The sequence below is a fragment of the Microcoleus sp. T3_B1 genome, from assembly GCF_036700445.1.
GTDB lineage: Bacteria > Cyanobacteriota > Cyanobacteriia > Cyanobacteriales > Microcoleaceae > Microcoleus.
Genome location: NZ_JAUBOX010000010.1, coordinates 102,187 through 120,998, shown reverse-complemented (window position 1 = coordinate 120,998; position 18,812 = coordinate 102,187). Strand labels below are relative to the sequence as shown.

General features: G+C 45.6%; 18 protein-coding genes. 7 read left to right on the top strand and 11 right to left on the bottom strand.

What is annotated here, in order from left to right; all coding sequences use genetic code 11:
- Positions 1–13: 13 nt before the first annotated feature.
- From QT990_RS08440 to QT990_RS08415, 6 genes are all read right to left on the bottom strand, one after another.
- Positions 14–1,438, bottom strand: a complete 1,425-nt coding sequence (locus QT990_RS08440; protein ID WP_333308101.1) for a phosphoglucomutase/phosphomannomutase family protein — start codon at positions 1,436–1,438, stop codon at positions 14–16.
- Positions 1,439–1,893: 455 nt separating this feature from the next.
- A complete protein-coding gene (folE, locus tag QT990_RS08435; RefSeq protein ID WP_333138715.1) occupies positions 1,894–2,628 on the bottom strand; it encodes a GTP cyclohydrolase I FolE in 735 nt (244 codons plus the stop codon).
- Between the two features lie 110 nt (positions 2,629–2,738).
- On the bottom strand, positions 2,739–3,464 hold the full coding sequence (locus tag QT990_RS08430; RefSeq protein WP_333138718.1) for an SDR family oxidoreductase: 726 nt from the start codon (positions 3,462–3,464) through the stop codon (positions 2,739–2,741).
- A 242-nt stretch (positions 3,465–3,706) separates the two neighbouring features.
- Positions 3,707–4,687, bottom strand: a complete 981-nt coding sequence (accA, locus tag QT990_RS08425) for an acetyl-CoA carboxylase carboxyl transferase subunit alpha (RefSeq protein ID WP_333138720.1) — start codon at positions 4,685–4,687, stop codon at positions 3,707–3,709.
- A 281-nt stretch (positions 4,688–4,968) separates the two neighbouring features.
- Positions 4,969–5,994: a long-chain acyl-[acyl-carrier-protein] reductase gene (locus tag QT990_RS08420; RefSeq protein ID WP_333138722.1), complete on the bottom strand. Its 1,026-nt coding sequence runs from the start codon at positions 5,992–5,994 to the stop codon at positions 4,969–4,971.
- Positions 5,995–6,150: 156 nt separating this feature from the next.
- Positions 6,151–6,843 carry an aldehyde oxygenase (deformylating) gene (locus QT990_RS08415; protein ID WP_333045307.1) on the bottom strand — a complete coding sequence of 231 codons (693 nt, stop codon included), beginning with the start codon at positions 6,841–6,843 and terminating at the stop codon, positions 6,151–6,153.
- A 64-nt stretch (positions 6,844–6,907) separates the two neighbouring features.
- On the opposite strand from QT990_RS08415, the gene QT990_RS08410 reads away from it, so the two are divergent.
- The 3 genes from QT990_RS08410 (at position 6,908) to QT990_RS08400 (ending at position 8,609) form a co-directional block, all read left to right on the top strand.
- Positions 6,908–7,105, top strand: a complete 198-nt coding sequence (locus tag QT990_RS08410; protein WP_333138724.1) for a hypothetical protein — start codon at positions 6,908–6,910, stop codon at positions 7,103–7,105.
- 232 nt (positions 7,106–7,337) lie between these two features.
- A complete protein-coding gene (locus QT990_RS08405) occupies positions 7,338–8,156 on the top strand; it encodes a carbohydrate ABC transporter permease (RefSeq protein ID WP_333138726.1) in 819 nt (272 codons plus the stop codon).
- A gap of 243 nt (positions 8,157–8,399) precedes the next feature.
- Complete coding sequence (locus QT990_RS08400; protein ID WP_333138729.1) at positions 8,400–8,609, top strand: transporter suffix domain-containing protein; 210 nt, start codon at positions 8,400–8,402, stop codon at positions 8,607–8,609.
- 99 nt (positions 8,610–8,708) lie between these two features.
- Here QT990_RS08400 and QT990_RS08395 read toward each other — a convergent pair whose 3' ends face one another.
- Positions 8,709–9,737 (bottom strand): hypothetical protein, encoded by a 1,029-nt coding sequence (locus QT990_RS08395; protein ID WP_333138731.1) that lies wholly within the window; start codon positions 9,735–9,737, stop codon positions 8,709–8,711.
- 348 nt (positions 9,738–10,085) lie between these two features.
- Here QT990_RS08395 and QT990_RS08390 point away from each other — a divergent pair, with 348 nt between their 5' ends.
- Complete coding sequence (locus QT990_RS08390) at positions 10,086–10,502, top strand: XisH family protein (protein WP_333138733.1); 417 nt, start codon at positions 10,086–10,088, stop codon at positions 10,500–10,502.
- An 11-nt stretch (positions 10,503–10,513) separates the two neighbouring features.
- The gene (locus QT990_RS08385; protein ID WP_333300768.1) at positions 10,514–10,819 is read left to right on the top strand and encodes a XisI protein; all 306 of its coding nucleotides are present in this window, start codon (positions 10,514–10,516) and stop codon (positions 10,817–10,819) included.
- An 85-nt stretch (positions 10,820–10,904) separates the two neighbouring features.
- Here QT990_RS08385 and QT990_RS08380 read toward each other — a convergent pair whose 3' ends face one another.
- Complete coding sequence (locus QT990_RS08380; RefSeq protein WP_333138737.1) at positions 10,905–12,575, bottom strand: tetratricopeptide repeat protein; 1,671 nt, start codon at positions 12,573–12,575, stop codon at positions 10,905–10,907.
- Between the two features lie 20 nt (positions 12,576–12,595).
- Entirely contained in the window at positions 12,596–13,987 is a 1,392-nt protein-coding gene (locus QT990_RS08375; protein WP_333138739.1) for an ATP-binding protein, read from the bottom strand.
- A 288-nt stretch (positions 13,988–14,275) separates the two neighbouring features.
- Here QT990_RS08375 and QT990_RS08370 point away from each other — a divergent pair, with 288 nt between their 5' ends.
- Positions 14,276–14,485 (top strand): hypothetical protein, encoded by a 210-nt coding sequence (locus tag QT990_RS08370; RefSeq protein WP_333138743.1) that lies wholly within the window; start codon positions 14,276–14,278, stop codon positions 14,483–14,485.
- A 138-nt stretch (positions 14,486–14,623) separates the two neighbouring features.
- Here the strand turns inward: QT990_RS08370 and QT990_RS08365 are convergent, their stop codons facing one another.
- Positions 14,624–14,914: a hypothetical protein gene (locus tag QT990_RS08365; RefSeq protein WP_333138746.1), complete on the bottom strand. Its 291-nt coding sequence runs from the start codon at positions 14,912–14,914 to the stop codon at positions 14,624–14,626.
- 88 nt (positions 14,915–15,002) lie between these two features.
- Here QT990_RS08365 and QT990_RS08360 point away from each other — a divergent pair, with 88 nt between their 5' ends.
- The gene (locus tag QT990_RS08360; protein ID WP_333109569.1) at positions 15,003–15,158 is read left to right on the top strand and encodes a hypothetical protein; all 156 of its coding nucleotides are present in this window, start codon (positions 15,003–15,005) and stop codon (positions 15,156–15,158) included.
- Positions 15,159–15,352: 194 nt separating this feature from the next.
- On the opposite strand, the gene QT990_RS08355 is transcribed toward QT990_RS08360, so the two are convergent.
- Positions 15,353–18,556 (bottom strand): efflux RND transporter permease subunit, encoded by a 3,204-nt coding sequence (locus QT990_RS08355; RefSeq protein WP_333138748.1) that lies wholly within the window; start codon positions 18,554–18,556, stop codon positions 15,353–15,355.
- Between the last annotated feature and the right edge of the window lie 256 nt (positions 18,557–18,812).

The following is an 18,812-nucleotide window of genomic DNA, read 5'->3' as shown; positions in this document are numbered from 1 at the left end:
TTAAAAAATCCGATTAATTATGCGCCCAAGCTTTCGCCCAGTTTAAGTTTTGCATAACTTCTTTCAATGTCGCCGCTTCTGAATACAGCCGCAAGACGGGTTCGGTTCCGCTAAACCGAATTAACAGCCAACTTCCGTCGGCTAAACGGAATTTATATCCGTCAACTTTGTTGCAATCTACAACTGCTTTGCCGGCGATTTCTGTTAAGGGTTGATTTTGCAGCAGCGACAGCAAACGCGACCTTTCTTCCATGTTGGCTAGGTGTAAGTCGATTCTGTCATAAGCTGAGGTAAAGCTTGTTTCTTGTTGCAGTCGGCTGTAAATTTCGCTTAAGTCTTCCCCGGATTTGACCACGGCTTCTAATAAGTACAGCGCTGACAGTAAAGCATCTCGTTCGGGGATGTGTGTACCGTAGCCAATTCCTCCCGATTCTTCGCCGCCGACTAAGACTTGGGTGGTTAACATTCGATCGGCTATATACTTGTAACCGATCGGCGTTTCAAATAACTGCAAGTCGTACAGCTTGGCAATTTTGGGAATTATGTCTGAACCGCTGACTGTTTTGATGACTTCCCCGGTCAACCCGCGCCGTTTTGCTAAATGTTCGATTAAGATGGGAACTAGGATTTGTGAACTGAGGAAGTTGCCGCTAGAGTCAACGGCTGCAATTCGATCGCTATCTCCGTCAAATACAAATCCGATGGACAAACCAGAGCTTTTTCGCTGGTGAGTACGCATCACCCGAAATAACTGCGACAGGTAGCGCGGCAAAGGTTCCGGTGCACCGCCGCCAAACAGCGGATCTCGATCGCTGTTGACTTCGTGCACTGTTTCTTCTAAAATTTGAGCTAGTCCTCCGGCGGCGGCACCGTGCATTACATCTACAAATACTGTAATTTTACCGCTGGCGATCGCTTCTTTAATCGCCTCAATATCTACCATTTCCCGCAAGGTTTTGCAGTAAGCTGGCCAAGGATTGAAATTATCCAATTTGCCGGGAGTTGCTGAAATTGCCGCCGGATTTTCGAGTTTTGCTTCTATCTGTTGAGTAACTTCGGGGGAAACTGAACCGCCAAATCCGCCCTTGACTTTTAACCCTAAATATGCACCGGGATTATGGCTGGCGGTCAGGACGATCGCACCCAAAGCATTTAATTGTTTGGCAGCTAAACTGAAAGCTGGAGTGGGGGCGTAGGATTCGCTCAGCAGCACGTCAAATCCTGCGTTTTGGACGGCAACAGCCGCTGTGAAGGCAAATTCTTCAGCCAGAAATCGGCGGTCGTAACCGACAATTACGGTACCGCTGCTGCCATCGCTGCCGCCGGTTTGTGCAAGAACTTGTGCCGCTAGGGGGGCGACTAACGCTACGCGATCGAAGGTAAAATCGTCAGCAATGATGCCGCGCCAGCCATCTGTACCGAATTTGATAGGATTCATAGTCACAAGTCATGAGTCACCCGTCTATTTTATGGGTTTATCAGTCGATCGTCATCCGATTTTAGATTTTAGATTTTAGATTTTAGATTTTGGAATTGCTTCCACAGCCTTTACTCTGGCTATTGACCGAAAGCATCCAGGATACCCGCCACGTGATTCATTCCGAAAGCAGACTCAGGATCCAGAAATAAAAAACCTGTATCCGATGAAACTTGCCGAACGTATTTATCTCGCGCAAGTCAATGCTTCAATTCTCAAATCTTTAATCTAAAATCTAAAATCTAAAATCTAAAATCGATTGACTGTTGACAGTTGGCTGCTGACTGTTGGCTGTCGTTAGCCTTGCTTGATAGATTATGTTGGGCGGCGTGAAACGGAAGGTTCGTCTCTCAACCCAACCTACTAATTACTGTTAACTGCCAAATGCCAAATGCCAACTGTCAACTGTCAACTGACTAAAAGAATGCCGGTTGGTGGCGGATCAAATTCAGGAATTCTTCGCGAGTTTTCTGTTCCTCTTGAAACACGCCCAACATGGCACTCGTAACCGTCCAAGCACCGGGTTTTTGCACACCCCGCATCGTCATGCACATATGACTGGCTTCCATGACTACAGCTACTCCCTTCGGTTCCAATATTGTCTGAACTGCTTCGGCAATTTGGCGCGTCAAACGTTCTTGCACCTGCAATCGGCGGCTGTACATCTCGGCAATTCGGGCTAATTTGCTCAATCCCACTACTTTTTGGTTGGGAATGTAAGCAATGTGAACTCGGCCCATAAACGGCAGCATATGGTGTTCGCACATACTGAATACGCTGATGTCTCGCACCAGTACCATTTCGTTGTGACCTTCGTCAAAGATAGCGCCGTTGAGGAGTTCTTCGAGGGATTGACTGTAACCACTGGTGAGAAACCGCATTGCTTCTGCTACCCGTTTTGGGGTTTTGAGCAATCCTTCGCGTTCGGGGTCTTCTCCTACTCCCAGCAGCATTGTCCGAACGGCCTCCATCATTTCTTCCAGGCCTACTTCTGAAGCTATGGGCACGCTGGATTCTTGGCCGTGGGAGGAATTGCGATCGGGTCGAGTGGGGATGCGCGGGGAGTTGTTCTCTGCGGTTTGTAACAGTTTCATGCTGTCAGTCGAGATTGAAATCGAGCCATTGGAATCGGCGGAAGATGCAATTGTCATAACAAGTTGGTGTGAGGGTGAATCGATTTTCGATTTTTGATTGGGGGATATAGCTAGAGATTCAAAGATTGTTGAATTCGAGAAAAATCCAGCAGTCTAAAATCTCAAGTTCACAAAACTCCTGCGTTGGACATGAGCGTGATTTCTTCAATTACTGCACTTGCTGGCAACTGAACTGCGTGCAGAATTGATTGGGCGACGATTTCTGGGGTTAACATGGCGGTGCGATCGAAGTCGGCGTCCACGGTGTCTGTGTCCCACATGGGAGTATTGACAGAACCCGGACAGATTGCTGTTACGCGAATTCCGTGAACCCGTTCTTCGGCGGCTAAGGTTTTAGACAATGCCATGAGACCGAATTTACTGACGCAATAGGCCCCCCAGTTGGGGAAGGTTTGGCTGCCGGCGATCGAGGAAACGTTGATGATGATTCCCGATCGGCGATCGCGCATGGAGGGCAAAACTCCTAGAATGCACTGCCAAACGCTAGTCAGATTGAGGTCTAGAACGTTCTGCCAGTCGGCTAGGGACGTTTCCGTCAAGGAGCCGGTGTAGCCCATCCCAGCGCTGTTGACCAGGATATCTACGGAACCCAATTGAGCTGCGATCGCGCTGATGCTGCTTTGCACTTGCTCAATTTTTGCCAAGTCTAAGGGATAAGCTTCTGCTTTCACTCCGACTTCTCGGGCTGCTGCGGCAACGGCTTCTAAGTTTTCTGACTCTCGGCTAACTAAGGCCAGATTTATGCCCTCGGCGGCGAACGCTAGAGCCGTCGCTTTGCCAATACCGCTGCTGGCTCCGGTAATCAGAGCCTGCTTTGTTGTGGGATGGTTCATTCAGTGTCCTAATACTTTCGCTCGGCAACTCCCTACAGCGTTGCAGCCTTCTGAGGCAAATTAGACAACTGTCTGCTGCGGGTGATAACAGTTAATTATGAGATGAACATTAAGAACTGTTAAGCCGGTGTCACCTGAGAAATTATAACACTGCTGACAGATCCGCAGAATAATGAGCTGTGAGTTATGAGTTTAAAGTTAAGAATTTTTAACTCATAACTGATCACTCTGAATCGATCGGCTCAAGCCGAAATTTCAGTGAATACACCTATGTGGCGAAACTTTTGATACCGCAGCTCGCGTCGCTGCTGACCGGTAAGCTGTGTTAGTTCTGCTAAGTTTTCTAACAAAGCTTGTTTGAGTATGGACGCAGCTTTGAGGGGATTCGAGTGAGCGCCGCCGATCGGCTCTGGTACTATTTGATCGAGAATGCCGAGGTTTTTCAAATCCCAGGAAGTGATTTTGAGAGCTTCTGCGGCCAAGTTAGCTTTACCAGAGTCTTTCCAGAGAATGGCCGCGCAAGCTTCGGGGGTGGCGACGGTGTAGACGGAATGTTCCAGCATCAACAGCCGCTCGCCGACACCGATACCCAATGCGCCGCCGGAACCGCCTTCGCCGATGACGGTGCAAATAATGGGAACGTCGAGGCGAAACATTTCTCGGAGGTTACAGGCGATCGCCTCTCCCTGTCCGAGCTGTTCTGCTTCTAAGCCCGCCCAAGCCCCCGGAGTGTCGATAAATGTGAAAATTGGCATTCCGAAGCGATCGGCGTGTTCCATCAACCGCAGGGCTTTGCGGTAGCCGCCGGGAGCAGCCATGCCGAAGTTGCGGGCGATATTGTCTTTTGTGTCGCGCCCTTTTTGATGGCCGATGATGACTGTGGGACGCCCGTCTATGCGGGCAATTCCGCCGACGAGGGCCGGGTCGTCTCCGCCGCGCCGATCGCCGTGAAGCTCGATCCACTCGTCGCTAATTGCCTGAATGTAATCGAGGGTGCTGGGGCGGCGCGGGTGACGGGCGAGTTGCAGCCGCTGCATGGGGGACAAGCTGCTGAAAATTTCTTGTCGCAGTTGGGCTGAGCGAGCTTCTAGTTTGCGAATTTCGTCGGTGACATCGACGCTGTTTTCTGCGGCGAGTTCGCGAATCTGGTGAATTCGGGTTTCGAGTTCGGCCAGGGGCTTTTCAAAATCTAAGAGTAAGGGTTTACGGTCTGGGTTTGGCACGCGGATAATTTCTATAAGGTTTTGTCAGGTTTTGTCGATCGACTCTTTCGAGATCCTACCGTGTCAGGGTATGCTGTAAAATAGGGGAAATTTGGAAGTTTTGAATTATGAATTTTGCTTGGCTTCATACCGCGCTGGAAAACCAGGAGCTGGAGCTTCCTTTCAATTTTAAATATAATAGGTTAATCCGCATCCCTTCCGTCTGAATTCCCCCAACAGTGAACAGTCAACAGCCAACAGCCAACAATCAACTGTCAACTGTCAACTGTCAACTGTCAACATCAAACTGACATTAATAAAGGTCGGAAACCGTGTTTGACAGAAATAAGACCGATTTGCTCCATCTTCTCCACAGTAATTTGGTTCCGTCCCCAAGAAAAATTGGTATACAATTTTTCAAATTCCAGCAGCATTGATTCGGCAAAACAGGCAAACAACTGTCTGCCCGGTACATCCATATTGACAATCTTCATAATTTTCCACTCAATATCGAGGGAATGCTCCACAATGCCGCCATTGAGTACGTAAATTTCGGGATGCTGAACCTGAGTTGCCAGATTTTTCGGATAGCCACCGTCAATCAATAAACATGGTTGCTTCAATGTCTTAGGGTCAATTTCTACTCCCTTTGGCATACTGGCTACCCAGACTACAATATCGGCTTGGGGGAGGGCTTCTTCCAAGTCCATAATTTTGCCTCGGCCCAATTCCGATTGCAAATCTTGTAATCGTTCTTTGTCGCGGGCAATGAGCAACAATTCTGCTACATTTGTTTTAACATTGAGCCAGCGACACACAGCACTGCCAATATCGCCAGTAGCACCACAAACGGCTACAGTGGCTTTTGAAAGTTCAATCCCCAATTTAGGGGCTGCTTCTTCTACTTGGCGACACAGGATGTAAGCCGTGTGAGTGTTACCAGTGGTGAAGCGTTCAAACTCCAACTTGAGATTGCGAATTTGCTTAATTTGCTGCAAGTTGAAAGTCTCAAAAATGATCGAAGAAAAGCCGCCTAAAGCAGTGATGTTAATCCCGTTTTTTTGAGCGTGTGCCATCGCATTAAGGATTTTGCGAGTGGCTGCTTTAATCCGGCGAGTGGCTAGCATTTCTGGCAGAAAACAGGACTCCACATAGCGCCCTTCTATTTTTTGTCCAGTGATGCTTGTTACCGTGATCTGATCAACTATTTGAGGCGGTGCGCTGCACCAAAAATCGAGACCTTGATCGGCATATTCTGGATAGCCCAGCTCGTTAGCTACTGATTGGGCGTGTTCTAAGCTGGTTAAGTGACCGATTAGACCAAACATTAAGTTGTCAAATGAAGGAAGATGGAAGGTGGAAGATGGAAGATGGAAGATGGAAGATGGAAGATGGGAAGATTAAAAATTTATATTTTAAAATGAGTTATCCCATTTTTAATTTTTAATTTTTAATTTTTTTCCCATTCCTTATTTCCCAATTAACTAGGCTGCGAGGCCTTGTGCTGACATCCGCATGATATCGCGGTTGTTAAAGCCAATGTTACCTAGAGCTTCGCCGTAGGCAATCATAAAGTCTTCGATTAAAGCGTCTTTTTCCATTCCCAAGACGCGGGCATCGTCTGCGACAGCGTTTAGCAGCTTCCAGATGATGGGGAGGTTTTGGCGGTTGGCGGCTTCTAGTTCCGCTTTGGATTCCTCAAAGTGAGCTTGCAGCCAGACTTCCCCAAAGTTGAGGTGGCTGTATTCTTCTTTGACGACGCCTTCGGTGATTTTGCGAGCAAAGTCATCGGCGACGGGGATGTAGATGTTGTAAGCTGCGATCGCAAAACACTCGATAATTAGCGATTGAATCAACAAGCAAGTTACAATCTGACCTTGGGCCGCTGCCGTCTGGAAGTTTTTGTGCAATTCCGAAAAGAACTGCTTGGCAAATGCCATGTCGGGCGTGACTTTAAGATTCCGGCCACAAGCTTGGAAGCCTTTCATGTGGCGGTTCTCCATCTTGGACAAGCCAATTAACTCTGCTTTTTTGTCAGCCAACAGTTCGGCCAGTGTCAGGTAATTGTCGTGAGCTTCTTGTTCGCCTTCAATCACAATGGCGTTGATGCGGCTGTAAGCATCTTTGTAAGTTTCGGTTTGAAAGTCAATTGTTGGGCTGGCCTCAAGCTGGGGCATAGATATCTAGTCTCCTTATATAAGCTTGCGGGATGTTTGGAAACCCCTTTAAAATGGGGGGTCAGTGACAGTACACTTTACCTATTTTGAACGCACCCCATCTAAATCACAGATTATAGCTGAGGATTCTTTCGACAAAGAACTTTTCTTTGACTATCCGGGAAAAACTGGCGTCCTCAGCGTGTTGGTCGGACTTTTGCCCTCGAACACTCCAGAAAGACTATCGCTAGAATGCTATCTATTTACTAATTACTGGAATTAGTCGTTAGTCGATCTTTTGCCCGGAAATAGATGATAGAAATACGGTCTATGTCTCCACCTTTAAAGGTTTTACAGTACCAAATCTATCTCTAACATTATATCCTAACCACAACTTCCTCGCTGGGTACTCCTTCTTTCCCTCTACCACATATTATGTTGTATGGGAATCCTCTGGGAGGCGATCGGGTTGGAGAACCTCACAGGCTTATTATTTTAGGTTAATTCACAAATTTATGGGTAAATCCTTTGACAGGTCTCAAGCGCTGGAACTGCTGAGTTTTATTTGCTTGCTGGCGGGTGCTGCGCTGGTGCTGCTGCCGCTGGCTGCTGTATTTTTGGTTTCTTTATCACCCTCTGGTGTGGGTGTCAAGGCCACAGGCTTGACTTTTGCGAACTATCAGGAGGCTTGGCGACGGGGCAATTTTTTGTTGGCATTCCTTAATTCTACTCTAGTGGCGATCGCAGTGACGGGTTTTCAGGTTGTGACTTCTGCTTTGGCCGGTTATGCTTTGGCCAGACTGAAGTTTCGGGGGCGACAGGCCCTAGTTTTGGGGGTTTTGGCGACGCTGGTAATTCCGTTTCAGCTTTTGGTGATTCCGATTTTCTTGGTTTTGAAGTGGGGCCATCTGCTGAATACTTACGGGGCGCTGATTTTGCCGACGGCTGCTAACGGTTTTGGGATTTTTCTGCTGCGGCAGTATTTTATGACTGTTCCGGTGGAGTTGGAGGAGGCGGCAATGCTGGATGGGGCTAACCGCTGGCAGGTTTTGTGGCAGGTGATGTTACCTTTGGCCCGCCCTGCTTTGGTGACGCTGTTTTTGTTTACGTTTATCGGGGAGTGGAACGATTTGTTTAAGCCGCTGGTGTTTACGACGCGGCCGGAGTTGCGAACTGTGCAGTTAGCTTTGGCTGAGTTTCAGGAACAGTTTACTAGCAGTTGGCAGTTGTTGATGGCGGCGGTGGTAATTGGCACAGTGCCGGTGGTGTTGCTGTTTTTGGCCGGTCAGCGGCAGTTTATTCGGGGGATTGCGGCGACGGGGATTAAGAATTGAGTTAGAAATGCTTGGCAATTAAGTTTGTAGTCATTTGTTGAACCATTCTCAAGAACAGGCTTTCCGGCCTGTTCCACAAGAACATTTAGTATTTGTGGAACAGGCCGGAAAGCCTGTTGCTGATATTGGTGCAAGATGCGAGTTTGTCGTCACTCGGCGATTGAAATCGCTACTATACAAACGAAGTTCACTCCAAGCGGACTAAGAGATAAAGGGGATATCAAAGCTGTATTATGTGAATCTATGCAAAAGCTCGGTTTGTTTTTATTTGTTCTATCTTTTCTGCCGTGGTTGGCAATCTTTTTTGTTGTGCCATTCCTGCCGCTGGACATTCCTCAAAAAACTACTTTATCGGTCGTTCTGGCTGTTGGTGCAGAAGTTTGTTTTTGGATTAGCGTAGTGCTGTTGGGGAAAGAAATAGTTACCAAATATCGGCGTTATTTGCATCCCTGATATCTTTGGAAAAAACTTAGAAATTTTAACCGCAGATGAACAGGGTTCGACGCAGATAATGAGCCTGGATGTTGGCTTTTATCTGCGGTCAAGGTTGAGCTATTCGCTGAAAATTTGCAAGCGAATAGAGCGTTCTCCGTCTCCGAAATCCACTTCAATCTTTTCTCCCGAAAGACTGTCCAAGCATCCCAAAAGCAACCGCAAATTGGGGGTGCTTGCTCCTGTATCTACGTACAATCTATCTGCTAAACTGCCTAAACGCTTCCAAATTGTGTAGAGTTTGACTACTGTTTGTTCTAGCTGTGCGGCTTGTTTTACAACGTCGGCGGTGGTTCCCAAACAGCCTACTCGCAAAGATTCTTCTAAGGCCATTTCCATGTCTAAGTGAGACTGATTGAGAGCTTGCACTTGGGCGGCGGCGTCGAGATATTTTGATAAGTTCTTGGCGTCGGAAGTTAGCTGTTTTACAGTATCTACGTCGGGATTTTCTGCTACTTCTTTTTGAATTTCGCTTTGGTGAGATGGGGAGAGTTTCTCCATTTCTTTGACTAAAGGAGCGAGGTAGCGGGAAGGTAGAGAACCTGTAGATGCTTTTTCTTTGACTTCTTCTGGCAATAAATCTGAGTTCATTGCCATCCATTCGTCGGATAGTTGTTTGACTTCGCGGCGGGTGATGCGATCGCCATTGGCTGCTGCATCTGTTACCATTTGCTGGACTTCGGGAGATGCTTTGGCGGTTTCTACAAAGGCTCTTTTGCTGAAGTTTCTAATGGAATCTGGGTCTAAATCTCCTTGCTGGATCAGAGTATCGGCACTATTAGCTAATTCTATCAAAGAATAGGCTTGACTTTTGCCAATTTCTCTTTCTTTGAGCCAGTTCAAAAAGCCTGTACCCCGTCCTTCGCCGCCTTTTTTTTCTCTGTCTCGGACTGTTCGGAGAATGCGTCCCCGCCAAATGTCGGTTTGCAAGTCGAAGCGATCGCACACTTTCCAGGCATTGTCAACTTGATTTTCAAAGTCAAACTCTGGTATTTGTTCGTCTTCGGGGTCAGGCAATTGGAAATTGATATCGGTAAAGCCGTTGAGGGCTTCTGCAAGTTCTGCGGGATTTAGGGGGACTTCAGCCATTAGGAAAAATTTGTGTAGTGCAACAGCCGGTTTAATTGGGAACTTGCACGGGTTGACAGTTGAGACGCTATATGTAGCGGTAAGGTAGGCAAGATTTACCTACTAATAGAGTTTTTGTGCAAGTCATATCATTATTGCACGATGAGGTGCGATCGGCAAAAAGATACCCAAAATGGCTCCGGGCACGCCCCTGATGGGACTTGAGGGGAGTGGTGGCTGTGCGGGGATTGAATTAAAGTGAATTAGGATATTATAGGATGGGATTACCTACTGTACTCGATCGCCAAGTTTGGGAATATGCTTGTCAGCCTGACTATAATTTAAGTAGCTGAAAACTCAAGTTAATTTATGCCAGCTAAAGATTTTTTTCACAATACTGTTAAAACATCTCTCGAAAAAGATGGGTGGAGCATCACTGACGAAAATCTATTCATTGAAGTTGAGGATGTTGATTTTTACATAGACTTAACTGCAGAAAAAATCCTCGTCGCTGAAAAAACTGGTAAAAAGATTGCAGTAGAGGTAAAATCTTTTCTAGGAGCCTCAGACGTGACAGAGTTTCACAGTGCACTCGGTCAATGTCTCAACTACCGTTCAGCATTGAGATTGACCGAACCAGAGCGGACTTTGTATTTGGCTGTTCCTGAAGATGTTTACAATGAATTTTTTAGTCGTAGGTTTATTCAAAGAGTGATAGTAGAACATCAACTAAAATTATTAATTTTCAACCCAACTCAAGAGGAGATTGTGCAATGGAGGGATTGAATTACAGTGAAGTGGTACAAAGGATTCTTAAACACCACGTAGAAAATCGCTTAAATAGTAAGACAGAAGTGCATTTGATATTTGATACGGAACGATCTCGCTATCAATTATTGCATATCGGTTGGGAAGATTTGAGCCGAGTATTCGGTTGTATCATCTACGTGGAAATTAAAGATGGTAAAATTTGGATCGAACGGGATGGCACGGAAATCGGAGTTGCTAATGAATTGGTTGAAGCTGGAATTCCAAAGCAAGATATAGTTTTGGCTTTTAAAGCCCCATATAGACGGAAATTTACGGAGTTTGCTGTTGGTTGATGCTATAAGTGCGATCGGCTAACAGAGAATATAAGGGGCGATCGCGTTTTGCTTTCTCATCAGAAATCAATAGTTTCAGTTACTATTATGTTGATTGTACGAGAGCTAAGTGCTGCTTATTGTACTCTATTGCTTTGTTATAGTCTCCTAAAGCAGAGAAAGCTTTACATAAATTAAGTAACGTTCGCTCTTGAGCCGAGCGTTGTCCGATTTCCCGTACAATAGTTAAACTGTGTTGGTAATAGTTGATGGATTGAGGATATTTTCCTAGCGAATAGTAAGCAACTCCCAGATTTAACAGTGCGGTTCCCTCACCGTTGCGATCGCCGATTTCTCTTGCAATGGTTAAACTTTGTTGGAGGTAGTGGATGGCTGGGGAATAATCTCCTAACGAAAGGTAAGTATTTCCCAGATTTGTCAGTGCCTTCCCCTCACAGTTACGATCGCCGATTTCTCTTGCAATGGTTAAACTTTGTTGGAGATAGTGGATGGCTTGGGAATAATCTCCTAACAGACCGTAAGCAATTCCTAGATTTCCCAGGATAATTCCCTCACCGTTGCGATCGCAAATTTCCTGGATAATGGTTAAACTCTGCTGGAGATAGTCGATGGCTTGGGGATAATCTCCTAGCGAACGGTGAGCATTGCCCAAATTTCCCAGTGCGTTTCCCTCACCGCTGCGATTTCCGAGCTCCCGTGCTATGGTTAAATGCTGCTGGTGAAAGTCGATGGCTTGAGGATAATTTCCTAGCGAATCGTAAGCAACTCCCAGATTTCCCAATGCGCGTCCCTCACCGTTGCGATCGCCGATTTCCCGTGCAATAGTTAAACTCTGTTGGTGATAGTCAATTGCTTGCAGATAATTTCCTAGCGAATTGTAAGCATTACCCAGATTTCCCAGTGCGATTTCCTCCCCTTCGCGATTTCCCATCTCCCGTGCAATGGTTAAACTCTGTTGATGATAGTCAATTGCTGCGAGATATTTTCCTAGCCCATCGCAAGCATTACCCAAATTGCCCAGTGCGTTTCCCTCACCTTTGCGATCTGCAATTTCCTGGAAAATAGTTAAACCCTGTTGGTAATAGTCGATAGCTTGGAGATAATTTCCTAGCGAATTATAAGCATTGCCTAGATTTACTAGCGCGTTTCCCTCCCCTTCGCGATTTCCAATCTCCCGTGCAATGGTTAAACTCTGTTGATGATAGTCAATTGCTGCGAGATACTTTCCTAGCGAACGGTAAGAGCCTCCCAGATTGCCCAGTGCGCGGCCCTCACCTTTACGATCTGCAATTTTCCGAAAAATGGTTAAACCATGTTGGTAATAGTCAATAGCTTGGGTATAATTTCCTAGCGCATCGTAAGCATTGCCCAGATTTGCGAGAAAAACAGCATCCAGATTAGAGCTTAATTTGCCCACAATTTGCTTATAAAGCTCAATCAATTCCTTGTAGTAGCCCCACAGTGATAATTGATGGTGCAATTCCTCTTTGGTAGGTGTATCTAGTCGAATTGATATAATTTTGCTATTTCGCATCCAATCTTCTACCTTACCCAGATGATGAAAGGCTTCCAAATACCCCCGCACCTTCTCCAAATTAGTAGCATCTGACTTCGGTTTGTAATCCGTGATCCAGTTTACAACTGCTCTGTACTGAAGCCTCTGCTCCCGAGTAAGAAAATCGGCACGGAGATTATGAGGATTGATTCCTAACTTTTTCAAAACCAACTCACCAGATGGTGTTACATTATTTGTCATTGTGAATTTATATTTTTAACTTATGGTAGTATTAATCGATGGTCTATCGCCACACTGCGAATTAAATTATGTTGTCCCACCAGCCGATTATCCTCATCGTCAATTCCGCCATATTCAACTAAATACCGCTCGCGCAAAGTTTGCATTGCAGCTTTTTGCCGCTCCTCACTGTAACCCTCGTCTTCTAAATTAATCACCCACCACTTTTCTTTGACTTCGCATCGATAAATTGAAGCCATACAAAACAAAACATAAGCATCATAAACGTCATTTTTGAGCCTTTCAAATGTCTTCTCAATCCGTTCTTTGATCTTCCTTCGCAAGACCTTCGTGTATGAGGCTAACTGCCACCTATCCTCATCTCCTTGAACTATTCCTTCGTTACGCGCTTCATCAATAGCCTCTTTTACCTCTTCAATATAACGACTGTTATCTTTCCAATAAGCCCTGACTTTCCCTCCATAAGAACCCTTAATTTCTCCAGCAATTGTCCGCAAGGCTAAAGGATGTCCATCATAAACTTCCCCAATTACTCGCAGGGGACTATGCGGTAATTCCAAATCGCCATCTAGTTCAGCTTTTTGAAATAACGCTACCTGTTCGGGGATTTCTAATCCTTTCAAAAGTTGGCAAGACCAGAGATTTCTGTAGCGTTCGCACTCTGCTTCAAACTTAGTTGGCCAATCCTGAGATGTAAGAATGAACCGACTTTGACAAGATGATTCTGCCAACAAACTCACAAAAAACTTACCCCACCACTCATCGGCAAAATCACCCCAGCCCTCTTCTTCATTTCCTGTCAATAGGTACTCAAGAGAATCTATGAGAATTAAATACCGATTTTCCCGCAAGCGTTTGACTAACCGCCGTAACAATTGCTCTGGTTTACGCTCCTCCTTTGGGACAGTTTCTCCCCACTTTTCCAGCCATTCCAGCGCCACACTGGCAAAATCTGAAGCTTTTTTATCATCTTCAAAATTATCCCTGAGTTCCGTCCAATCTCCTCGCAATTCCTCTACTAACTTTTCAGCCAAAGCAGTTTTACCGATACCTGTAATGCCAACCAATAGCAAGACACGACAGGAAGAAGTGACGCGATCGCTCAACTGTTGAATCAGACTTTCTCGCCCAACCCACGCATCGTCATAGACGCTAAAGTCCATATATGATGCAGTTTGCATAGTTGGGGTGTTATCAACAATTTCTTCCCAGTTTTCTATGCCAACTGCTTGACAAATGGCAACAAATACATCTTGCTGAATAGGTATTTTACGTCTAAATCGCTTCAAGGTTGCTTCTGAAGTTTTCGCCGCGCTATACCAAGCAACTGCTGTTGCTTGCCAGCCTTTCTTTCTTCTTTCGCGATCGACAATTTCTAGTCCTTCTTTCGATGCTTTTAGAGAAACAGCCATGCTTCAATAAATTTAATTTAACAGAATAATCTAAATTATTACCTATCTAAAATGAAGCATTCCGCACAAATATTCGATTCATACCTGATAATTTCAGGATTTTTACCAGCTTTACTCAAAACATGGCTTTTGGGCGGTTCATTTTTGGCTCAGTTCGATCGGCAGCGACAGATATGAGCCAAAACTAGAACGCTCAAACCTTTGTACATCAGAGATTCTAGAGATGTGAGAGCAAATTGGCGCCAATTGAACTTCTCCAGCAATCACACATATCGGAGTAGTCAAAAGATGGAATCTCAAAATCAACAACCTATCACCCACAGTGAGCAACCTGCAACAACGCCTGGGCGAGTTGAAACACCGCAATTTTCGCAATATTGGGTAACACTACCTGAATTAATTTTGGCTGTTGCTACTCTAACTGGTGCAAGCGCTACTCTGACCCGTGCAATGACTGAGTTAGTTCGAGTCTTACGAGGGAAAGACAAGAAGAAATAATACAGGACTTACGCACTGCGACCAAAGAAACCGGGTTTTTGCGAGAAGACACGTTACAGCGCGCAGATTTGGTAAAAACCCGGTTTCTGACCACCCGTGCGTAAATCCTAAGCTACTCACTCAGAATGACAGCGCAGCTTACCGTCCAGATTTTCTCGGCGGTGTACCGTTAGCCCGCGAACGACGGATCAGCACGCTCATCACCTGCTTCGGATTAGCTGCACGTTGTACGGGGCTCCAATCGCCGACTTGGGCAAATCCTAGTCGGTACAAAGTGAGTATGGTTTCCCTGACACCCTTGGGCGAACCGACAACGGTTAACAGCACCACTTCCTGTTCGCATACTGCTGCTGAGTCGTCATTTGGGCGATCCTCTTCGAGGGCTTCGCTAACGGATTTGTTGTCGTCAGGCACGAATTCCTGTGACATAATATGTTCTCCTGGTTTTGGGTTTTCTAGGAAAACCCAAAAACCCAGCCGCCCCGCAGTTCAACACATAGCAGGGCGGCTACAGAGGATGTTAAGATACTCCGTTAGCCTCCAGACTGCTGGTATCAGTTTGGCGGTTAGCTGTCCATTGCTGCTACCAACAGCTTTGGGCAGTGCAACTAGATTTTTGGGCGACGCGGGCTGCCTCCTCTACAAGCAAGCAACCTCTCACTTCCAAGCGTAGCCGCAGATGGGGGCCGCCGTCAATCGATTTTAGATTTTAGATTTTAGATTTTAGATTTGGGATTTGGGATTTGGGATTGAAGAATTGAGCCCCGGACTAATCTGGGGACTTTGGGGGTTTTGATGCGGGATTGGCGGGTTTTGGGCGATCGCACCAATGAGACTCACAAAACGATCGCCTTTTCAACTTACCAACTACAACGGCGATACTTTATCGCGTTCAATCTCCTCGTGGGGAGTTGTTTTGCCGTTCAAAATTGTGCCATCATCGGGCAGATTTTCTAATCGATCGCGCTTCCGAAAGCGATCGCGAGCCGAGACAACCACCACATACAGAACCGGCACCATAAACAAACTCAAGACAGTAGAAACAACCATCCCCCCCGCGATCGCATTCCCTAGCGATCTACGACTTGCCGCCCCCGCACCTTCCGGGTTAATTAGGGGAGCAATCCCCAAAATAAAGGATAAAGAAGTCATCAAAATCGGCCGTAAACGCTCTTGAGAAGCCTCAACTGCTGCCTTAGCAATTGAATATCCCTGCTCCCGTAACTGGTTAGCAAACTCCACAATTAAAATCGCATTTTTACTTGCCAATCCAATCAACATCACCAAACCAATCTGGCAATAAACATCATTCGCCAAACCCCGCAACGACTGAGCTAAAAGTGCACCCAAAATCGCCAGAGGCACCGATAGCAAAATAATGAAAGGATCGACATAATTTTCATACTGCGCCGCCAACACCAAGAACACAAAAATCAGCCCCAAACCGAAAATTATCGGTGCTTGACCGCCGGACTCAATTTCTTCTAAAGAACTCCCCGACCATTCATAGCCAAAACCCGACGGCAAAACTTGAGCCGCCACATTTTCCATTGATTTTATCGCCTGTCCAGAACTCGATCCCGGAGCCGGAGAGCCACTAATTTCAATTGACCTATATAAATTGTAGTGGTTAACAGTTTGCGCTCCCACCACCGGAGTGATCTTCACCAAATTGCTCAAAGAAATCATTTCATTCTTTCCAGATCGGACATACAATTTACTAATATCTTCAGGGTTATCACGAAACTGTTTATCCGCCTGAACATACACCCGATAATTGCGCTGCTGGAGATTAAAATCATTCACATACTGAGAACCCAGAGCCGTTTGTAACGTACTGAAAACATCATTAATGGGAATATCTAGAGCCTTAGCTCGATTGCGGTCAACTTCCACAAGTAACTGAGGCGTATTCGCAGCAAACGTACTAAATACCGCCTGCAATCCGGGCGTCTGATTCGCCTGCTTTAAAATCCCGCCCATAGTCTGAACTAGAGAATCTAAACCGCTGTTACCTTTGCGGTCTTGCAATTGAAATTGGAAGCCTCCAAATTGACCTAAACCTTGAATAGCCGGCGGATTCACAGGGAAAATTCTCGCTTCTGGAATCGCGAAAAATTTACCCCGCAATTTACCAATAATCGCTTGTACGGTTTGATCTTCACCTTCCCTTTCTTTCCAGGGTTTAAGGGTAGTAAATATAATCCCCTGATTGGAACTATTACCACTAAAACCAAAGCCACCTACAGAAAAAGTTCCCACAACTTCAGGAACTTTGAGGATTTCTTGTTCAACTCCGTCCATCACCTGCTGGGTGTATTGCAGCGAAACACCTTGAGGCCCTTGAATAATTGTCAGAAAATAACCCTGGTCTTCCTCTGGGATAAATGCTGTCGGTACTGCTAAATAAAGCCAAGCGGTGAATCCCAGAGAAGCAATAAACAACAGGGTAACAATGGTTTTAAATCGTGTTAAGAATATTAAGGAATCTCTATATTTCTTTTGCGTCCAATCCAGAAAAATATTAATGCGGTTAAACACCCAACCCAACGGGCCGCCAAACTTCTTACCTGGGCGCAGTAATATAGCGGCAAGTGAGGGAGTAAGAGTAACTGCCATAAAGGTAGAAAGCAGTACGGAAAAAGCAATTGTTAGGGCAAATTGTTTATAGAGTGCTCCCGTTGTCCCAGGGAAAAATGCCACTGGTACGAACACGGCCATCAATACTAAGGAAGTGGCAATTACAGCACTAAAAAGTTCCCGCATTGACTCGGAAGCTGCTTGGCGGGCATTCATACCTTGGCGGACTAGACGGTCAATATTTTCGACTACGATGATAGCGTCATCAACCACTAAACCTGTTGCTAAGGTAAGACCAAATAGAGACAAACTGTTAATCGTAAAGCCGAAAGCTTTGATAAAAGCAAATGTCCCAATCAAGGAAATGGGTATTGTGAGGGTGGGAATAATCGTAGTGCGCCAATCTTGCAGGAAAACAAAAATAACTATCACCACTAGCAAGACTGCTTCAAACAGAGTTTTGACTACTTCTGCCATTGACTCTTGGACAAATTGAGTCGTATCTAGTGCGGTTCTATGTATCACCCCCGGAGGGAAGTTTTTAGCTAATTTTTCCATTTCTGCTTTGACGGCCTGGGCAACATTTAGAGCATTACTTCCGGGTAATTGGTAAATCCCTAAACCCACCGCGTCATTCCCTCGAAATCGCAGAAAAGAGTTATAATTTTCTGCTCCTAATTCTGCTCTACCGACATCTTTTAACTTAACTAAAGTTCCATTTGCTTCGCTTTTAATAACTATGTCGTCAAATTCTGTGGGGCTTTTGAGACGACTTTCTGCACTCAAATCAATCTGATACATTTGCCCCTCTGGGGCGGGTTCTTGACCAATTCTTCCTACACCAACTTGCAAGTTTTGTTCATTAATTGCTCTTGTTATATCTTGCATTGTTAGATTACGAGCAGCTAATTTATTGGGGTCTATCCACAGGCGCATAGCATAGCGTCTTTCCCCAAAAATTCGCACGTCGCCCACGCCTTTTACTCTCTTTAAAGTATCTGCTAAATAGAGGTCGGCGTAGTTGCTTAAAAATATGGTATCGTATTCTTTATTTTCGGTAAATAATCCTATAGCCAGCAGCAGGCTGTTAGATTGTTTTGTAACTGTAACTCCTGTGCGTTGTACGACATCTGGCAGTTGTGGTTGAGCAACTGCAACTCGATTTTGCACATCGACGGCGGCGATATCTTTGTCGCGGGAAGTATCAAAGGTGGCTGTAATGGTGCTAGTTCCACTGTTAGTGCTACTGGAAGTTAGATATTTCAGTCCTTCAATGCCGTTAATTTGCCTTTCTAGGATGTTTGTTACCGCATTTTCGACAACTTCAGCATTCGCACCGCTATAGTTGGCTGTGACGTTGATTTGGGTAGGGCTGATGTCGGGGAAGCGCTCGATAGGCAGGCTGGGAATGCTGATTGCGCCTACCAAAACAATAATTAAGGCGCAGACGCTAGCAAAGACAGGTCGTTTAATAAAGAAATCTGCAAACATTATTTGGGTAATGGGTAGTTGTTAGTTGATTATTCCTAATTCCTAATTGCTAATTGCACTTGATATCATGTCCGAGCGATTAAGCATAATATCCCGGTCGGGGCGGGTTTTTGAGATTGTCAATTATTAGCAGGTATTGTTGGTGAACCCGCCCCTACAAAAATCACGGTTGCTCGACCGGACATGATATGAGTCAAAAATTTAAATTGCCCCCTTGTTAAGAGCTGAGCAATCAAGTAGTTTCACATAAAGTACG